Origin of the sequence: Paenibacillus sp. D2_2, assembly GCF_031199965.1 — a bacterium.
Classification (GTDB): Bacteria; Bacillota; Bacilli; order Paenibacillales; family Paenibacillaceae; genus Fontibacillus.
This window is the reverse complement of sequence record NZ_CP133605.1, coordinates 3,908,650-3,926,088: the sequence shown is the minus strand read 5'-3', so window position 1 is coordinate 3,926,088 and position 17,439 is coordinate 3,908,650. Positions and strand designations below refer to the sequence as shown.

General features: G+C 39.2%; 21 protein-coding genes. 18 read left to right on the top strand and 3 right to left on the bottom strand.

All coding sequences use genetic code 11. From position 1 onward, the window contains the following. Positions 1–915 precede the first annotated feature (915 nt). Positions 916–1,335, top strand: a complete 420-nt coding sequence (locus tag RE628_RS20005) for a GNAT family N-acetyltransferase (protein WP_309159511.1) — start codon at positions 916–918, stop codon at positions 1,333–1,335. 221 nt (positions 1,336–1,556) lie between these two features. Here RE628_RS20005 and RE628_RS20000 read toward each other — a convergent pair whose 3' ends face one another. Continuing rightward, on the bottom strand, positions 1,557–1,901 hold the full coding sequence (locus RE628_RS20000) for a nitrous oxide-stimulated promoter family protein (RefSeq protein ID WP_309154690.1): 345 nt from the start codon (positions 1,899–1,901) through the stop codon (positions 1,557–1,559). A 184-nt stretch (positions 1,902–2,085) separates the two neighbouring features. Between RE628_RS20000 and RE628_RS19995 the strand changes: the two genes are divergently transcribed. The 16 genes from RE628_RS19995 to RE628_RS19920 all read left to right on the top strand — a co-directional run bounded on the left by RE628_RS19995 (position 2,086) and on the right by RE628_RS19920 (position 13,988). After that, entirely contained in the window at positions 2,086–2,646 is a 561-nt protein-coding gene (locus tag RE628_RS19995) for a 2-phosphoglycerate kinase (protein WP_309154689.1), read from the top strand. A gap of 117 nt (positions 2,647–2,763) precedes the next feature. Continuing rightward, positions 2,764–3,138, top strand: a complete 375-nt coding sequence (locus RE628_RS19990; protein WP_309154688.1) for a DinB family protein — start codon at positions 2,764–2,766, stop codon at positions 3,136–3,138. Between the two features lie 278 nt (positions 3,139–3,416). Then, positions 3,417–4,226 (top strand): hypothetical protein, encoded by an 810-nt coding sequence (locus RE628_RS19985; protein ID WP_309154687.1) that lies wholly within the window; start codon positions 3,417–3,419, stop codon positions 4,224–4,226. Positions 4,227–5,202: 976 nt separating this feature from the next. Then, positions 5,203–5,778, top strand: a complete 576-nt coding sequence (locus RE628_RS19980; protein WP_309154686.1) for a GNAT family N-acetyltransferase — start codon at positions 5,203–5,205, stop codon at positions 5,776–5,778. A 151-nt stretch (positions 5,779–5,929) separates the two neighbouring features. Next, on the top strand, positions 5,930–6,250 hold the full coding sequence (locus RE628_RS19975; protein WP_309154685.1) for a hypothetical protein: 321 nt from the start codon (positions 5,930–5,932) through the stop codon (positions 6,248–6,250). Positions 6,251–6,531: 281 nt separating this feature from the next. After that, positions 6,532–7,149, top strand: coding sequence for an NUDIX hydrolase (locus RE628_RS19970; protein ID WP_309154684.1), 618 nt, complete (start codon positions 6,532–6,534; stop codon positions 7,147–7,149). Between the two features lie 15 nt (positions 7,150–7,164). After that, positions 7,165–7,812 (top strand): phosphotransferase, encoded by a 648-nt coding sequence (locus RE628_RS19965; RefSeq protein ID WP_309154683.1) that lies wholly within the window; start codon positions 7,165–7,167, stop codon positions 7,810–7,812. After that, positions 7,812–8,168: a phosphotransferase gene (locus tag RE628_RS19960; RefSeq protein ID WP_309154682.1), complete on the top strand. Its 357-nt coding sequence runs from the start codon at positions 7,812–7,814 to the stop codon at positions 8,166–8,168. Before RE628_RS19965 ends, RE628_RS19960 begins: the two co-directional genes overlap by 1 nt. 216 nt (positions 8,169–8,384) lie before the next feature. Then, entirely contained in the window at positions 8,385–8,756 is a 372-nt protein-coding gene (locus RE628_RS19955; protein WP_309154681.1) for a cupin, read from the top strand. Between the two features lie 88 nt (positions 8,757–8,844). After that, positions 8,845–9,123, top strand: a complete 279-nt coding sequence (locus tag RE628_RS29725; RefSeq protein WP_375142938.1) for a DUF5316 domain-containing protein — start codon at positions 8,845–8,847, stop codon at positions 9,121–9,123. A gap of 99 nt (positions 9,124–9,222) precedes the next feature. Then, the gene (locus RE628_RS19945; RefSeq protein WP_309154679.1) at positions 9,223–10,290 is read left to right on the top strand and encodes an alpha/beta hydrolase family protein; all 1,068 of its coding nucleotides are present in this window, start codon (positions 9,223–9,225) and stop codon (positions 10,288–10,290) included. 1 nt (position 10,291) lies between these two features. Then, on the top strand, positions 10,292–10,744 hold the full coding sequence (locus tag RE628_RS19940; RefSeq protein WP_309154678.1) for a VOC family protein: 453 nt from the start codon (positions 10,292–10,294) through the stop codon (positions 10,742–10,744). 40 nt (positions 10,745–10,784) lie between these two features. Next, positions 10,785–11,138 (top strand): hypothetical protein, encoded by a 354-nt coding sequence (locus tag RE628_RS19935; RefSeq protein ID WP_309154677.1) that lies wholly within the window; start codon positions 10,785–10,787, stop codon positions 11,136–11,138. Positions 11,139–11,498: 360 nt separating this feature from the next. Then, the gene (locus RE628_RS19930) at positions 11,499–12,482 is read left to right on the top strand and encodes an ABC transporter substrate-binding protein (protein ID WP_309154676.1); all 984 of its coding nucleotides are present in this window, start codon (positions 11,499–11,501) and stop codon (positions 12,480–12,482) included. Beyond that, positions 12,463–13,239 carry an ABC transporter ATP-binding protein gene (locus tag RE628_RS19925; protein ID WP_309154675.1) on the top strand — a complete coding sequence of 259 codons (777 nt, stop codon included), beginning with the start codon at positions 12,463–12,465 and terminating at the stop codon, positions 13,237–13,239. The genes RE628_RS19930 and RE628_RS19925 overlap by 20 nt, the downstream gene beginning before the upstream one ends. Before the next feature lie 26 nt (positions 13,240–13,265). After that, positions 13,266–13,988, top strand: a complete 723-nt coding sequence (locus RE628_RS19920; protein ID WP_309154674.1) for an ABC transporter permease — start codon at positions 13,266–13,268, stop codon at positions 13,986–13,988. A 150-nt stretch (positions 13,989–14,138) separates the two neighbouring features. Here RE628_RS19920 and RE628_RS19915 read toward each other — a convergent pair whose 3' ends face one another. Both RE628_RS19915 and RE628_RS19910 read right to left on the bottom strand, forming a co-directional pair. Then, positions 14,139–14,987 carry a helix-turn-helix domain-containing protein gene (locus RE628_RS19915; protein WP_309154673.1) on the bottom strand — a complete coding sequence of 283 codons (849 nt, stop codon included), beginning with the start codon at positions 14,985–14,987 and terminating at the stop codon, positions 14,139–14,141. An 89-nt stretch (positions 14,988–15,076) separates the two neighbouring features. After that, positions 15,077–16,456 (bottom strand): ADP-ribosylglycohydrolase family protein, encoded by a 1,380-nt coding sequence (locus RE628_RS19910; RefSeq protein ID WP_309154672.1) that lies wholly within the window; start codon positions 16,454–16,456, stop codon positions 15,077–15,079. 364 nt (positions 16,457–16,820) lie between these two features. On the opposite strand from RE628_RS19910, the gene RE628_RS29720 reads away from it, so the two are divergent. Next, positions 16,821–17,210, top strand: coding sequence for a class I SAM-dependent methyltransferase (locus RE628_RS29720; RefSeq protein WP_375142937.1), 390 nt, complete (start codon positions 16,821–16,823; stop codon positions 17,208–17,210). Positions 17,211–17,439 lie beyond the last annotated feature (229 nt).

Below are 17,439 nucleotides of genomic sequence, written 5' to 3'. Positions count from 1 at the left end.
CTCGCAAAATGGCGTTGATTACGCAAATTATTGGAACCTACAAGACAGTGGCGAACACGGGCTGATTTCAAACGGGCAATTAACGATCAACAACGAAACATTTGGCGAAAAAAGACCGTCGTTTTACAGTTTTTATTTAATGTCAAACTTTTTGAGAGGTTCATTAATAAAAGTAGAAAGCAATAACGAGAATATCAAAGTGTATAGCGCATTGGATCAGGGGAAAGTAAACATCATTGTTATAAATTCTGATGATCAGAATGACTATCAGTCTAATATATTGGCTAATGGTCTTCTTGTGGATGGTAAGAGCTATCTTTTCAAAAGCAAGTCTATCACGGTGTTTGAAATTAATAACGAGCAGGTGAATATATATAGCTGTGATTTCTTAGATTAACCAGAAGGGAGGCAAGAATGACTTGTTTCATTTTATCAGTATAATCATACCCATTGCCATATTATTGCCTAATCTATTTTTTTTCGTAATACCACCTACAAATTTACCTGATAATATGGAAGATAAAGAAAGTTTGCTTTTTAAGATAGCGGAAGGTATTGGAAGGCTTGGAGTATTTATATCACCTATTCTTTCATCGATACACCATGAAGAAAATTACGAAGTCTTATCGCTAATTGGAATGTCCATCTTTCTGCTGCTTTATTATATTGGATGGATACGATATTTTAGGCGGGGCAGAGATAATAAATTACTGTTCTCACCAATGATTGGAATTCCGGTGCCTCTAGCTATTAGCCCAATCTTATATTTCATTTGTGCGTCGGTCGTATTGCATTCTCCTTTATTATTTCTTAGTAGTATGTTATTAGCGATCGGACATATCCCAATTAGCTTCAGGACTTATCAGCGAATTAGTAACAATAAAAAATAAAAGAAATAGTTAGGGGATTGATCTTATTATTATCAGAGAAGCAAGTAAAACAGACTACCCTCAGTTAAGACAAATATATCTTGAATCACGTCGTAAAAGCTTTCACTGGGCGAATGCCGATGAGATGACTTTAAATGATTTTGATAAGGATACAATTGAAGAATACGTACTATTAGCTGAGGAAAATTCACAGATTCTTGGATTTACATCTTTATATCTACCTGATCGTTTTATTCATAATTTATTTGTACACCCCGACTTTAATGGCAAAGGGGTTGGCACTCAGTTAGTTAAGAAGGCTATAGAAAAAATGGGTAAGCCAGTAAGACTAAAGTGTGTATCTGAGAATCATAAAGCATTGATGTTCTATGAGAAAAGTGGATGGAAGAAGGTCGTTGAAGAAGGAAAACTTGGGGAGGAGTACTGGGTTTTAGTATATGAATGAAAGCAGGGATAGGATTTTTCCAGGTGTATAATCATGGGAAGCTCGAACAACAAACGACCCAGCCTAAGATAAGAGCTATCTAAAGGCAGGGTCGTTTCAAGAAAATGCACTTTTATTAAGTTGCACACATTTAGCTTTCAGGCTCCTGATTTTTATAAGAAATATGGATATGAGGAAATCGCGATGATCGAGAATGCCACTCAGAAACGATGCTAGTTGGCTTATTTTCTTAACTTACTTGGTATTGGTATATGCCTTATGGACTCAATGGGATGATACAGTAGCATCCACGGACCTGAGAAACGCATAACTTCCTTAATTCTGTGACGATAATCCGGTTTGTAACAATGGACAGGGCACTTTGCACAAGCTGTTTTATCTTCACCAAATTGGCAGAGGGATAGCCTTTTCATAGCATAATGGTTTAGGTCCTGACATTCCTCACACAACTCTTTATGGTGATGTTTTTTCTTGCAGTATAGACGAATCATTTTTGAAACAATATCTTTTTCTTTACGAATTATAGGACCATCGTTCAACTGTCGTTTTTTTTCTTCTGTGATCATGTATGAAGACCTCTTTTCGATGTGTAAAAAATAAAAGTATATTATACATTAACAATATCATCTAATTATCTAATGTGCCCGTCTATACGTCGATTTCACCACGCTCAAGTCAAGAAGATATAAAAAAGGGGATATAAAATGATAATTCTGATCAGCGGTAATAGCTGTACCAGGCGAGACTCTTTTGTCGCAGAAGTTACTAGAGAAATATAAGATTCCATATCTTTCAATTGATCATTTGAAAATGGGTTTATACAGAGGAGTAAGTAACATTGGTTTTTCACCACTTGATAGCACCGAAGTAATCGGTGAGAAGTTATGGCCAATCCTAAAAGGAATAATCATGACCAACATAGAAAACGATCAAAGTTTAATAATAGAAGGCTGTTATATATTGCCCCATCATATTAAGGACTTTGAAGAATCGTATTCTGATCATATTATTTCAGTATTTCTTGGATTTTCAAGAAGGTATATAACGGATAATTTTGCATCAAACATCATAGCCAATAGAAGTGCTATAGAAACACGTAAATACGATGAGGACAGGACAGTCGAAGAAATGATTTTAGAACATGATGAGATGAGAAGAAAATGTTTGGAACATAGATCTGACTATTTTGAGATTAATGAAGACTACATATCCGAAATAACGCAAGTATATGAATTCATAGAAATGAAGAAACAATTGTATATTGAGAAAACTCGTAAATTAAAGAATAACAACAATGAACCCAACTTATAAATAGAACTATCCTTAATGATAACAACACTTATCAGATTTAAATTAAATGAAAATGAAAAACACAAAAAAAGAAAATGAAAAGAGCTTTGAAGACGCATTTTGAAGGAGCAAACAAAAATGAATATATATTTATCTGGTGTGTTTCATCAAATGAAAGTAGCCATTGACTCTGTTAATGAAATTATACAACAGCTATCGGAAGCTGATTTAGATTATAAACCGATAGATAATAAGAGAACGATACGAGAATTATTGTGCCATATTGCATTAATATGTAAGGCTGATTATTTGATATTAAATGAGGCCACTCAGGAGGAAATGAAAGATTATTATGATAAGAACACTAAACAAACAATTAACGAAATTAAGGAAGCATTAATAGATAATTATACGGAACTAGTAGAGCAGTTTTTGAAATATTCTATAGATGAATTGAGTGAATATAAACAATCATATTGGGGGTTAGATATACGAGATATGAATGGTTGTTAGAAATACTATGTCATTTATACCATCATAGAAGTCAGTTGCATACATACGTGATGATTAATAATAAAAACTTAAAAGTTGAATTATTTGAATAATGGAATTCCATGGTTTTTAGATGTATAATCATGGAAGAAGTCCAGACAACTAACGCCTCAGCCTAAGATAAACGCTATCTAAGGTTGGGGCGTTTTGTGAATCCAATCGAATCTATTCTAATGAATATGAACTTAAACATACATTTGAAGAATGGATCATAGTTCATGTGAGGTGAGTTGAAAACCATGGATGCAAATCAAAATCAAAGAATTCTCTATGCGGCTTTCGAAAATGACATTCAATTACCTATTTTGGATATTACTCATCCCCTATTCAACGCGAGTATTGATGAACAGGCGTATCATTTGAACTGCCTCAAATCAGCCCGAAGCATTGAATCATTAAAGAAGATGCCTGGATTTATCCGGAATATCTTTGTGAAAATGTCGAATGTTGATAATTCCTATCTTAGCGGCAGGCGTACTTTGCTGTACAAACTTGGTCCCGACTTAAGCCGAGGGATTAAAATAGGATTCCGGGACAAGTGGGCGGTGAAGCAAACCTCTTTCATGGGACTTCGGATCAGGCTGAGGGATCTTTGCCGACGTCAGTCAAATATTTTGCTGCCTCAACTAGGGCAATTTCCTGAACGGAACCTTTGCTTTTTCAATATCGCTGGGGGGGCCGCTACCGACAGTATCAACACCTTGATTCTAATCCAGGAATCGAACCCGGAATTACTCAAGGGACGGAAGATTGAGATAAATATTTTAGATATCGATACCTACGGCCCTAATTTTGCAAAACGGTGTATTGATGTCTTGAAGCAGCCAAGGGAACGCTTCGATGGCCTGGACATTACCGTCAATATCGTTCAATTTAACTGGAGTCAGCCGGAGGCATTACTAAATATGAGTATGGAACGTTCCGGCTGGATTCAGCTTTTTTCATCGGAGGGCAGTCTTTTTGAGTACGGTTCGGATTCAGATATCATTAAGAATTTAAACCATTTCTATACCAACTCCCGGCGGACGCCCGGGTCACAGGTTCATTAATTTTCGATCGGGCGCATGTAAATCCGGGATACCTGGGATTTACAGAGTTTATTGGTGTGCAAATCCGATATCTTGGGCTGGAGGGTCTGCAGCGAATTTTAACCCAAACCTCGTGGGTTTTGGAAGAATCGCATGAAATTGATACGATCTACACTCTGTTTTCATTGAAAAAGCGTGACTTGAGTTAATGGGATGTCGCGAACACTAAGAACATTAGTTGAAATCAACGAGAAAGGAACATCAGAATGGAATATGCATTTAAAGCCATTTATCCAAGAGCAAAACTTAATTTAATTGCCATGATTTTAATTGAAGGATGTCTGTTAATTAATCTTTCTATTAACCGAAATAATCTAATAACGTACCTTATATCCTTTCTAATGCTCATTGTTTTATTTTATATTATCGTGATAATTAAACGGATGTTTTTCACTAAACTAAGCATTACTTTGGGAACAGATTATATAATATCCTCAAGTGGTAAGAAGTATGGATCATCTAGAATTGAGTGTATTTATATGAGTTACAGAAGGATTGGATTTAAAGTGCAGGGAAAGCGATTGGTTTCTATGGATCTGTGTTTTTATTTTGATAAAAGCCAGGAAGTAAACGGATTGAACAAGTTAACTGAATGGGCGGAAAAGAATAATAAAGAAATAAGAAATCAATTTTTTCAGACATTAATCTAAGATAATAATAACCTTGTATAAGCCATTCTCTTGTATTTAATTGAATAGATTTTCAAATTTTGCTACAATTTATTCAGGATATAATTGGAAGGAGAATTATGATGCCAGCATCTTTCTAATAGTTTGCTAAAATTCGTTTTTCACTATTATAAGGATGCAAAGCATAGTGTATATATAATTACTAGATGCGGCGAATCCTTGTATTATATGGATTGCTGCATTTTTTGTGATATGTAGGTCCCAACTCATCTCTGCTTTGTATTCCTTCTATACATTAGGAGGTAGCAATGAGTAACATACAAAACTTAAGTGAAGACATCTTTACTATTGATTGTGGAGATATCATTTTGCGGGAATATAGGATTGAGGATTTAGACGCTTTACATGCCATTACTTGGCAGCCTCATTTTCACGAATTTCTGATTGATTGGAACGTCTCCAAGGAACAACGGGAAGAATGGATCAAGAACTATGAAATACCAGATAATAAGCGGTTTTTACAAGCAGTATCAACAAATGGAGACATAGGGCATCTCCGTTTGCGGTTGGGTATAATAACCAAGGAAACCCGTGAGTTTATTGGTGTGTGTGGTACAGGGATATTGGATAAAGTACCATCACCCAATAGAGAGATTTTTTATGGAATCTCAGAAGACTATATAAATAAGGGTTACACGACTCAAGCCGCAAAAGGGTTAATTAAGTATTTGTTTGAAAACACCAATGTCGAGGATCTCATCGCGATAGCTCAGGTGCGTAACGTACCATCGAACAAAGTGATACAAAAATGTGGTTTTGAATTCCAAAATAATATTGAGATTGAAAATAGGAAATACAATTATTACATTTTAAGAAAGAGATAACTGCAGAAACAGAAAACTAAAGGGCTGCCACGTGGTAGTCCTTTAGTTTCACTGATGACACTAATTCATACGAGGACTATTAGATAAAGAGAATCATAATCTAAACATAGGTATTATGGATGGAACAGTTTTTAGTTAGGAGGGATTAGCATTGTTAAAAAAAGTGAATGTACTTTTAATAATTATTGTTATTTTGGGATTACAGATGGGCTGTAGTGAGGAAGGCATAAAGGGGAATGAAAATGAGGCGGGGAATATAACTGTAGCAACGGAAGTTGAGGATGCTAAGAACAGTATTCATATTCCTTTCAAACAGCATTTGTACTCAAAGGATTCCTCTAACTTTTCTTGGGGGTGGAGTAATACCGAAGATTTGCCCAAAGAAATAATCGAAAGATATGAAGATTTTAAAAATTCAGCCCCTGGCAGATTTATAGTAAAAGAAACCTCTACCAGTATTTCATATGTGTAAGCATCGGGAAAAAAGCATCAGTAACAGAAGGGTTTAAGATAAAATCTCTGAATTTGCAGGATGAAAATAAAGAGGAGAGCCCCTATCTAAAAATTGAGACAATACCAGTGAATAATGAAAATGCATCAGATAAAGAAATGAAAGGCGAGGTCTTCATAAGATCTCTTATAAGTGTGTTAAAGGAAGATTTACCGAATGGTATCCATATCAATTCAATCATAGTGAGTGTAGAAGAATAGAAAAATGTCTTCGCAAATTTATATAAAGGGACTGATCATCTAATGCAGACTAAATGGATTGAGTGGGCCAAGCAAATCCAGGCCATTAGCCAGGCAGGGCTTACTTACTCCAAGGACGTTTATGATATTGAGCGATTTGAACAACTTAGAACCCTAAGCATCGAGATTTTAAACGAATATACTGACGTCGATAGTGATAAGATCAGAAATCTATTTGCGAATGAAATGGGTTATCCCACTCCTAAAGTGGATGTTAGAGGAGTTATCTTTAAGGATAATCAGATATTATTAGTTAGAGAAAGAGCCGATGGAGCTTGGTCCCTGCCTGGAGGTTGGGCAGATATAGGATTATCAAGTAAAGAGGTTGTAGTTAAAGAAGTTAAAGAAGAATCTGGATTAGATGTAATACCGGTTAAATTATTAGGTCTTATTGATAAGAAGTTTTATAACCATCCACCTTCTGCATTTCACGTATATAAAGTATTCATTCTTTGTGAGATCGTTGGTGGCCAATTTAAGACGGGGATCGAGACAGAACAAGTCGGATTTTTTGAAGAAGAGTACCTGCCGGATCTATCTAAGGACAGGAATACGATAGAGCAGATACAAACGCTTTTTGAAATGATGAAGAATCCAAATAAAGAAATTATGTTTGATTAGTAGGGAGCGATCAAATTGACTACAGAAATATTTTTCTCCACGAATAAAGTAGGTGTTCTTACCAATAATCAAGTACAGGAGATGTTAGATCGCTATAACTTAGGCAAACTCATATCAATTCAAGAAACTTCAAAAGGCGTAGGAAAGCAGACTATGTTTGTAAGTTCAACTGCAGGAGAATTTGTGCTTAAAGGTAACCCGTTATATGAAGGACAGTTTGTTGAAGAGAAATTTTATATAGAGAATTTAAGTGAACTTACAAATCTCCCCCTTTCGTTACCATATATCGTAGATCAACAAAATGATATATTCGGTTGGACCTATGCTATTATGCCACGACTTTCTGGAGTTCATTTTAACGATCAAGATCTGAAAGAACAAATGAACCTAGAAGAGAAAATAGAGATTGTTGAAGTATTAGTAGAGTGTTTGTGTAAATTACATCATTGGAAAGTAGAAAGTTATGGAGAGTTTGATCCTAAAAATTATACTATACGTCCTTTTCATGATTCTTACAAAACGTGGATCTATCATCGAATAAGATATTGGCTAGAAGATGCAAAGAAATATTCAGTAATAACCACGAAAGATGTAAATTGGGTAGAGGACTTATTATTAGAATGTGAAGAAGCGTTTGATACGTTGCATTCGCCACATTTGTAATGGGGGACTTCAAAGCAGATAATATTCTTGTTCAAAAGTCAACGGAGAATTGGGAATTAAGTGGAATATTCGATTTTACAAATGGTTATTTTGGTGACGGAATAGCTGATTTACCGAAAATAGTTACCATGTATCAAGCGGATGGGGAAGATAGACTTGCCAGACATTTTATCTCGGAATATTTCAATCGAATTGAAAATAAAGAAGCGTTCAAAGAACGTTTTAAAGTTCATATGCTTCATCAAAGAATACTGGACTGGGGATGTGCTAAGGCCATTGGTCATGTAACATGGGATGACCATTTATCCTTTTCTGAGTGGGCTGAAATGTCTACAGAATTCATAACATGGTTATGAGGATTATATAAAACCATATTCAAAAAAATATAGGAACGCTTGTACGCAGATGTAAATAAAGGTAAAATATAACTACAGTCGTTTATTATTGCTCCTTTCGCATACATCAAAAACAACAAGAGAAAGTGAAAAACCCACCCGAAGGTTAAGACCAAAGGTGGGTTTTGTTCCTAATAAAGAAGGAAAAGAAATATAGAAATTATTAGGAGTGATTTTATGAGAATCTTTAGTTTTGAAAAGCAATTTGGTAGAGAAATTACAAACTTTAATAGTAAACAATCTATTTTTTCAAGAATTATTCAACATAACAAACCAGTACAGATAGGATGTTTTTACATTGGAGCTGAGGGGATTATAGGGTCACATCCAGCTACAGTTAATCAGTTATTCTTAGTGCTCAACGGTCAAGGCTGGGTTAAAGGTAAGGAAGGAATTAAATATCATATTCAATCCGGAAAGGCAGCATATTGGGTTCCTAGGGAAGAACACGAATCTGGATCAGAACATGGAATGACAGTAATAGTTATTGAAGGTGAAGATTTGGAACCATTAATGAATGAAGTTGAATGGTCAAACAAAATCATATAGAAGTTCGGGAAGATTTAATCTATTGAAGCATTAATCTTGAAAGCGGTGACATCATCTCTCTAAAGGAGTGATAAAAATTAAAACTTTAATGATAAGTATATCTTTTAGTGTTTGTTTTACTTTAATTATTGGGCTATTGATCAATTGGGAAGTAGCATTGGAGATAGTTGGTGGCATAGGAGCTGTATCCTGGCTGATAGCTGGAATATCCTCTGGAGCATTTACTAGTGGAGATCGGGCAAGGGCAATAAACAGCATGGAGACTTTTGAAGATAAAATGGATAGGACGAAGTCTTCACTTGTACTATTTTTAATTGGATTACCGTTCATATTATCTGCACTGGTAATTTATCTGATAATTCGATGAAATAACGATTCAGAATGATCTGACATCAGTTCGGAGATCAAACAGTAGGTTAGAAAGTCGGGAAACCCAAACAATAGATAAAAGGTGAGAGTTATGAGTGTGGGACGAATTACGCATGTGCTTCATGATAATTCTAGGAATGACCTCTTTTCAATAAATGATAAGAGGTCAATTATAGTTAGTATTTTCTATCCAACAGAAGTTGAGAATACAGAATTAAATGAAACAAGTTATTTGGAATTATTTGATCCGTGTCAAGAGAAAGCGACTACTATTCTTGAAGAAATGAATTTCGATATCCATTTTATTAGAGAAACTAAAACTAAAGTACATAACAATGCCAAACCGAATCTTCATCTAAATAGTTACCCCATTATTTTATATGTTCCGGCTTTTGGTGTTGTTAGGGATATGTATATCTATCACATCCAACAATTAGTGGATAATGGGTTTATTGTAGTATCCATTGGTTCCACATATGAATCCATGTTTTCCATCTTTCCTGAAGGACTGTTTGTTAGGCAATCTGAAGATATATCTAAAATTAATAGTACAGATTTTCAATTTTGGAGAGAACTACTGGATACTCGAGTTGAAGATATTTACTACGTTTTGAATCATCTAGAGGAAATACAATCACAATTAACTCATGAACCAATTATATTTAGTAGTATTGGCATAGTAGGTCATTCGTTAGGTGGTGCCGCTGCAATAGAAGTGGCAGCAAGAGACTCTAGGATCGAAGCAGGTGTATTATTAGATCCTAGTTTTCATCTTATGGAATTTGAAGAGAATATAAAGCTAAACACACCTTTTTTAATAATGAGACAAGAAAAGTGTACTTATGAGGAATTACGTAATGAACTTTCAGAAGGAATAATCACCCCTTATATAAATGGATATCAAAGGCTATTCACTTTATTCTCGAAATATAATTCCTTTATTAAGGTTCGTGAGGCACATCATATGACCTTTAGTGATATACCTATGCTTTTTAATGAAGAGCAAATTTCTAACAAACATAAGATCATAAGTATATATGCGACATGTTTCTTGTGTGAGTTTATGAAAGCTGAGACTTTGTCCTATCAACGATTGCTGGGTAATAAGAAGAATGTTGAAATTGTTGAGGTCGATATTGAAGGAAAACCTATTGGGGAGATATAAAATGAATAATCAATTCAATGATCCAGACAAAAAATGGAAGTTTGGAACAACAATTCAAGTACGGTTAGTCTCAGATTTAAAAAAATCACAAGAATATTATCGTAATGTCTTAGGTTGTACAATTGATGGTTGGGGGCATGCAGAGCGTGACGGAATGATTGTTATTCTGCAACAAGCCGAGTCCCTTGAAGATGTTAGACCCAATGCTCCTTCAAAGAAACGTTCCGATTATCCAACGGAATCGGAGGGACCTGATTATGGCTGGGATACCTTTATACATGTTAGTTGGGACGAGATAGATGAAATCGTTGATGACATTCAAAATAAGGGCGGAATTGTTCGATATGATCCGGTAAAAGAGTCACACGGAAAATGGGAATTTAAGAATGTATATGTTCAAGATCCAGATAAATATAATATCGTGTTAGGTGCTATGCGTGAAGTAAAAGGGTGAATCCCCTTGTCCGCATTCGCAAGAAAGGAATGAAATAGAAATGACAGTAATCGGTATGGTTATTGGAGCTATCATATTATTTCTATCCGTTTATTTAATCGGCCCATATGGAGTAGGGATCTTTCTTGTTATTTTATTCGGAATAGTCTTTAGTACGTATCAAAGAAATAAACAAATATATGAAGACATTAAGAAAATAAGAGAAAAATTAGGACTTTTGAGAGAAGATGAAAAGATTCAACAAGGAATTGATGAGGGGCTCCAAGCTTTTGAAAAGAAAGAGGATCATCCAGAGATAATCTCAGAGATTAATAAAGAAATAGAGGAAGAACTAGAGAAATACATGTTTGATAATAATATAGAAACAATAGAAAAGAATAACGAAAAAAAATGAGAAAGAAGGAGGCCCATCATTTTGGGTGAGCTTTCGATGACTGGTATGTTGAAGAAGAGTCAAAACAACAAAACGCCCCAACCTAAGAGTTCTCTTAGGCTGGGGCGTTTCGTCAAATCCAAGAACTTTTGCTGAAAGGAATGCTTTGTATATGAAAAATTTGCATAATATTTAAATTTGTAAATATACAAAATGCAATTATAGGTGTAAAATTGACATTGCTTGAGACTTCTGACGGACATATGATTTTGTGCGATATTGTTTGTGAATAAAGACGCAAAGTGGTGAAAGACGTCTCAAGTAAAGAAGGCACGTTACTATGCCAATTCTATATAGAACACATAGGGGGATGGAAGAACCATGAAGATTAAAACAACAAGAAGAATGATGATGCTATTGGCGCTGGTGCTAGTTGTTAGCATAGTTGGCGTAGCATGCGGCAACAAGACGAATAATGCCAACGCAGGTAACGCGGGCAGTACAACGACGGAACCAACAGAGCTGTCGCTGGGTTTGTTGCCTTCGATTGATGAGATTCCGTTCGTTATTGCTCATGAGCAGGGCTTTGATCAGAAGCATGGTGTGAAACTGAACATTCAGACATTCAAAAGCGCTAAAGACCGTGATGTAGCTTTTCAAGCAGGCAAGGTTGAAGGGTTAAGCGCGGATCTGGTCGCAATTTCGATCTATAATGAAGCTGGGTTAGACGTGAAAATTACCAGCACGACCTTTGGGGAATTTGATTTGTTCACCGGTAATAAAGAGATCCAGGATGTGAAGGATCTGAAGGGTAAATCCGTGATCCTGTCCAAGAATACCTCTACGCAGTACACCGTTGCCATGATGTTGAAGCAGGCTGGACTGACGGAGAAGGACATCAATATTACTGAAGTACCACAAATTCCAACCCGTCTTGAGTTACTGAAAAATAACAAAGCAGACGCTGCAATTTTGCCAGAGCCGTTCGTTACGATGGGGAAAACGTCAGGATTACGCGTGCTTAGCTCCACGAAGCAGGCTCAGGTGAACCCATTTGTGTTGGCCTTTCCGCAAAGCGTAATTGAAGCCAAGCCGGAAGCAATCCGCGCTATGTATGCGGCTTATGATGATGCGGTTGCTTATATGAAATCTCATGACCAGAAGGATTATATTGACCTGGTGATCAAGGAGGTCGGCTACCCGGAAAACTTGAAAGACCAAATAGTGGTACCAGCTTACATTCCAGCTAATCAGGTCGATGTGAAAGAGGTAGAGTCGGCATTCGCCTGGGCCCGCGAGCAGGGTCTGTTGACCAAAAACATCACCCCTGAAGATGTGATCTCCAATGTCCAGTTCAAGAAATAAAGGACTCAGCGTAAAAGAGCTTGAGGTTGAATATAAAGGCGGAGAGCTAGCGCTTGGGAAAGTGAATTTCACCTTGCCGGAGCATGGGATTTACACCATTTTAGGGCCATCCGGGAGTGGGAAATCCACGTTGCTACGCGCTGTGTCCGGCCTGCTGCCGGAATATCGAGGCGAGCTGCTGTTCAATGGACAGTCCCTGCGCGAACAGGACATTCTGATTGGCTTGGTGCCGCAAAATTACGGTCTCCTGCCTTGGAAGACGGTGAAGGCTAACATCAGGGTAGCAATGAAGATCGCGAATTCTAAGAGGCAGGATAAGAAGTCCCAGGAGGCGCAAATTGATCGCTGGCTGTCTGCGATGGGCATCTTGGAACTAGCAGAGCGTTATCCGCTGTCGCTGAGTGGTGGGCAACAGCAACGGGTTGCCATTGCGCGGGCGTTCGCAATTGCTCCGTCTATTTTATTACTGGACGAGCCTTTCTCTGCGCTGGATGCGATTACGCGGGAGGGGCTACAGCAGTTATTCCTGGAACATTGGCAAGCGAATCCTACTACAGCGCTATTCGTGACGCATGATGTGGATGAGGCCATTCTGCTGGGGCAGAAGATTATCGTGCTCCCATCGAGCAAGAGCGAGGCACCGGAGATTATTGATAATGAGGCAGTATTCGGGCTGGAGCAAGGGGAGAAGCGAGCCAGTGATGCCTTTTTTGACCAGATCAAGAGAATCAGGAAGGTAATGCAAGAGAAATGGTGAATAAACGACGACGGCTTAACTATATTTTGAGATTATTGCTAGTGTTCCTGGGAATGCATGTGATCTGGTACGTGGCATATCTGCTAGTGCATCATCCGATGCTGCCCAGCCCGCTGGAGGTCTATCAGGCAATGGGACACCTTGGTGGAAGGGATATTGTGCTGAATGTCGGCTATAGTCTGATGCGGATTTTTGCTGGGGTTTTGCTAGCGCTAATTATCGGTCTGCTGATCGGGCTTCTGATGGGGCGTTCGCCCCTCTGGAACAAGCTGCTGGACCCAGTGGTGTATTTGACGTATCCGGTGCCCAAGATCGCTCTTCTCCCGGTGGTTATGCTGTTCTTCGGGCTAGGCGAGACTTCCAAGATTCTCATGATTATGCTGATCCTGATTTTCCAGATTATCATTTCTGTACGAGACGGAGTAAAAGCCATTCCAGTGAGCACTTATGATGTGCTGACAAGCCTAGGCGCAGGGCCGGGTCAGAAATTTTGGCATGTCACCTTGCCCGGAGCGTTGTCCGTAATCCTCAGCACCATCCGCATCTCGCTTGGGACAGCCATTTCGGTTCTGTTCTTTACTGAAATCTACGGCACCGAGCACGGCATGGGCTTCTTCATTATGGATGCATGGCTCCGACTGGATTATCCGCAAATGTATGCCGGGATCCTACTATTCAGTCTGGTCGGCTTCGTCTTGTTCCTGTTGGTGGACCTGCTGGACTATCGGTTCATGAAGTGGCGGAAGTAAGACAAGACGCAGAAGAGTCGCTGCGAAGCAGTAATACTGGATTATTAAAGTAATCGAAGTATGTGGAAGAAGCTCAGATAACAAACGCCTCAGCCTTAGATAAGAGCTATCTATGGCTGGGGCGTTTTGTGAAAAAAGCGAAACTACTATTCATTGCACAAGCCCCATAGATTGACGATAAGTCACGGGGGATACGCCAGTAATGTCTTTGAAAACACGATAAAAGGTTGGCAAGCTTTGAAAGCCACATTCGAATGCGATATTGGTTACTGCTTTATCTGTCCCCGTCAATTCTCGTTTTGCAGCTTGGACACGTAAGAGAGATACGTAATCAGAGAAGCGGTACCCGGTCGTTTCCAGAAATGCACGACTGAGGCGCGATACACTTATACCCAACTCATCTGCTAGTCCCACCAAACTCAGCGGTTCATGAAATCGCCGATCCACCAAAGTGGCTAAAGATTGTGCTTGACGAACCGTCTGTACCATCGCCTGCCGCTCGTCAGCACTGAGTAACTCGTTGTAATGTCTAAGTAGGCGGCCGCATAACTGGATAAGCGCGCTTTTTGCCATCGCCAAATAACCCGGGGATTTATCTCGAAGCTCCTCCGCTATTGCAAGGATCCAGGGCGTAAGTTCACTTGCAAGCGGCGAGCTACCGACAATATGATTACGAAAATGGGTAGAACGATAGGAGAAAGGCAGTAAAAGACCTGGTTCCTCCGCCAACAGTAGCGCCGAATCAAAGTTAATAAAGAGATAGTGGCTTGGATCATCCGGGTCAGATTGAGCAATATGATGTTCCTCGTTATTGACGATAAATATGTCGCCAGGACTAGCCGTATAGCGTTTGCTGCCAAAGAAGAAGCAGCCTTTGCCTGACAGGCAGAGGCCGACTTCCAGACTTGAATGCATATGGGGCGATTGTCGATTCGTAGCAGGGGTCCATTCAAAAGCGTTGATCGGAATTGGATGATCGTATGTAATATGCAGCTTCATTTTCCATCGCCCCCTGACATTAATCATGGTATAAGGAAAGTATACAATAAGAGCTGCTATTGTGGTTGCACAATTATCCAAGAAGAAACTTACTGCTGAAGTCTCCGAAATACATGATAGCTTCTTTGAGCACATTCTGAGATGGCAATCGGGTGGAAGCCGCTGACATCCGCATACAAAGTATCGTTCAGTGGCTTGATCCAGGTTTCAGGCAGCGCAGACGCTCCAAGCGAAGCGCCAAGGATGGATCCGACGGTGGCGCCATTGCAATCGGTGTCCCAGCCACCAAGAACGGCTGTAGTGATCCCTTTTTCAAAATCGCCGCCGGAATGAATGAGCGCAGCCGCGCATAATGCGGCATTATTATTCGTATGAACGCAGTTATAGTGCTTAAAGGCATCCCAAATCTTCTCAACCAGTTCAAGCTGATCTGGTGTTTCTTCAGCAATTTGGACCGCCAGTTTAATGTCTTCTGCCAGACGGCTGCGCTTCGGAATCTCACTTAGTCCGATCTCAACGATCCGCTTCACATCGCTCTCAACGAATGCGGCTGCAATCATCGCAGAGCAGAACATGGCGCCGTAGATACCATTTTTCACATGAGAGAACGAGGCATCCCGCCAAGCAAGCTCGGCCGCAAGCTGAGGCTGGCCGGCAGCGCCATATGCATAGCCGTCCACACGGATTTGAGCACCGATCCATTCTCGGAAAGGATTCAAATAGGAACGTACCCAATGGATATGCTTCTCCCAATCATCAGGCTGCTCACCGCTAATATGCGAAGTGACTTGGGCAAAATTCATGTATGCCTGTGTTTCAGCAGTGAATACCTGACCGAAGGATAGGCGACGGTGCCACATCTTACCGACATCCCAAGAGTTAAATTCCAGACCGCGCTCTTCAAGCATGAGCAGGCCAAGCACCGTGTAACGAATATCATCATCCGTCTCCATAAAGCGGATATGATCTCGGCAGCTGGCCAGGCTCCAGGGAGAAATCTCAATGTCATATTGAGCCTCAGCAGTAGATTTGCTTGGTGTGTAATGGCGAATCGGCCATTGCTCAGCGCCTTCGAACCAGAGCTTAATATTGTGCCAGCCGGGTCTACCTGCTGATCCCTGCATGAAGGATGGAGCCTCCAGCGGCTTACCCAATGCGCAACCGGCTGCGCGGCCGAGCCAGGCACCATAAAACTTGTTTTGCCATACCTCGTCATCCCATTCACTGCTAATTATACGCGGCCCTTCTGGGCGTTCAGCACGAATCGATTCCAAATCTGATGGCTCGATATACTTAAAATCAGGGCTTATTTCAAGTGCCATTAATTCACGATATATTCCCATAATCTGAGTTTCATCCATATCGGTCGCTTCCAGTCGCTCTATGAAACCTGTTACGCGGCAGCCTTCCTCTCCGCGCTGCTGTATTTCATGCCTGACAAGATCTCGCAGACCAATCCATTTCGTCATAATGGGTTCCTCCATAGTGTTGTGAATTTCTTTATCACTGATTATAGACAGCATTGTCGTCAATGGCTTCTCAAAAAATGAAAGCGATATTCTCATTATTTGCGTACTGTTCGAGATAAAGCAGCTCCTGCTTGCATAAGATTCTGTTGACTGATACGCTTGGGGAAGCTCAGACTACACAAGACCCAGCCTATGATAGAAGCTATCTAATGGCTGGGTCTTTTCGTGAATAGCTTAACGTTATCAGAAATCGGCGTAAAGGATGACAACAAAAATCATAAGGCCAGGAGCTGAATGACTTGAAAATGATCGAGGAAAAATTCAATCGCTATGGGGAACAAGATTATGATACGTCTTACATCGATTGGGGCTCGAGGTTACTGGCATAGATATTTCAAGTACATTCATTGAATACTTAAGAAATTACAATAAAGCTTTTGACAAGGCTCAGTATGTTGTAAGTGATTTTAATGATATAGATTTTGAAAATCATTTTGATATTGCAGTATGGACCGACCTAGTGGAACTAACAGGGATTTCTACAAATCGAATCTACAGATCTTTAAATGATAACGGTGTGTTTATATATGAGATGTGGAACGATAATTACTATAAATATCATAATGATTACAAACATAATGACTGCCGAACTTGGACATATAACGATGGTGTGTATCACTTAATTCGTCATGAATATAATAGAGCAACTTGTGTATCTGAACACGAAGAGATCATATTTGATTTACCGAAGTGAAGCGATATTTAATGGTTTGTGAGAAATAGGAGTATATATCATGGTACTTAGACGGAGAGGAGACAAGTTTGATGAATAAAGGATGGGTACAACTGCTACCGGTCGTCGTACTTATATTGCTGTTAACCGGTTGTATGGGCAACCTGTTGCAACTGAACAATCGGTAGAGCATGCAACTGAGACTCAAATGGAGAATCAGCATTCTCCTGGGACACGTCTAACGAAGAGG

Coding starts and splice junctions, on each gene's coding strand:
- RE628_RS20000 (WP_309154690.1), bottom strand. CDS start 1,901: ATGATCACAGAAGAAAAAAAACGACAGTTGAACGATGGTCCTATAATT.
- RE628_RS19990 (WP_309154688.1), top strand. CDS start 2,764: ATGAATATATATTTATCTGGTGTGTTTCATCAAATGAAAGTAGCCATT.
- RE628_RS19985 (WP_309154687.1), top strand. CDS start 3,417: ATGGATGCAAATCAAAATCAAAGAATTCTCTATGCGGCTTTCGAAAAT.
- RE628_RS19980 (WP_309154686.1), top strand. CDS start 5,203: ATGAGTAACATACAAAACTTAAGTGAAGACATCTTTACTATTGATTGT.
- RE628_RS19970 (WP_309154684.1), top strand. CDS start 6,532: ATGCAGACTAAATGGATTGAGTGGGCCAAGCAAATCCAGGCCATTAGC.
- RE628_RS19960 (WP_309154682.1), top strand. CDS start 7,812: ATGGGGGACTTCAAAGCAGATAATATTCTTGTTCAAAAGTCAACGGAG.
- RE628_RS19955 (WP_309154681.1), top strand. CDS start 8,385: ATGAGAATCTTTAGTTTTGAAAAGCAATTTGGTAGAGAAATTACAAAC.
- RE628_RS29725 (WP_375142938.1), top strand. CDS start 8,845: ATGATAAGTATATCTTTTAGTGTTTGTTTTACTTTAATTATTGGGCTA.
- RE628_RS19940 (WP_309154678.1), top strand. CDS start 10,292: ATGAATAATCAATTCAATGATCCAGACAAAAAATGGAAGTTTGGAACA.
- RE628_RS19935 (WP_309154677.1), top strand. CDS start 10,785: ATGACAGTAATCGGTATGGTTATTGGAGCTATCATATTATTTCTATCC.
- RE628_RS19930 (WP_309154676.1), top strand. CDS start 11,499: ATGAAGATTAAAACAACAAGAAGAATGATGATGCTATTGGCGCTGGTG.
- RE628_RS19925 (WP_309154675.1), top strand. CDS start 12,463: ATGTCCAGTTCAAGAAATAAAGGACTCAGCGTAAAAGAGCTTGAGGTT.
- RE628_RS19915 (WP_309154673.1), bottom strand. CDS start 14,987: ATGAAGCTGCATATTACATACGATCATCCAATTCCGATCAACGCTTTT.
- RE628_RS19910 (WP_309154672.1), bottom strand. CDS start 16,456: ATGACGAAATGGATTGGTCTGCGAGATCTTGTCAGGCATGAAATACAG.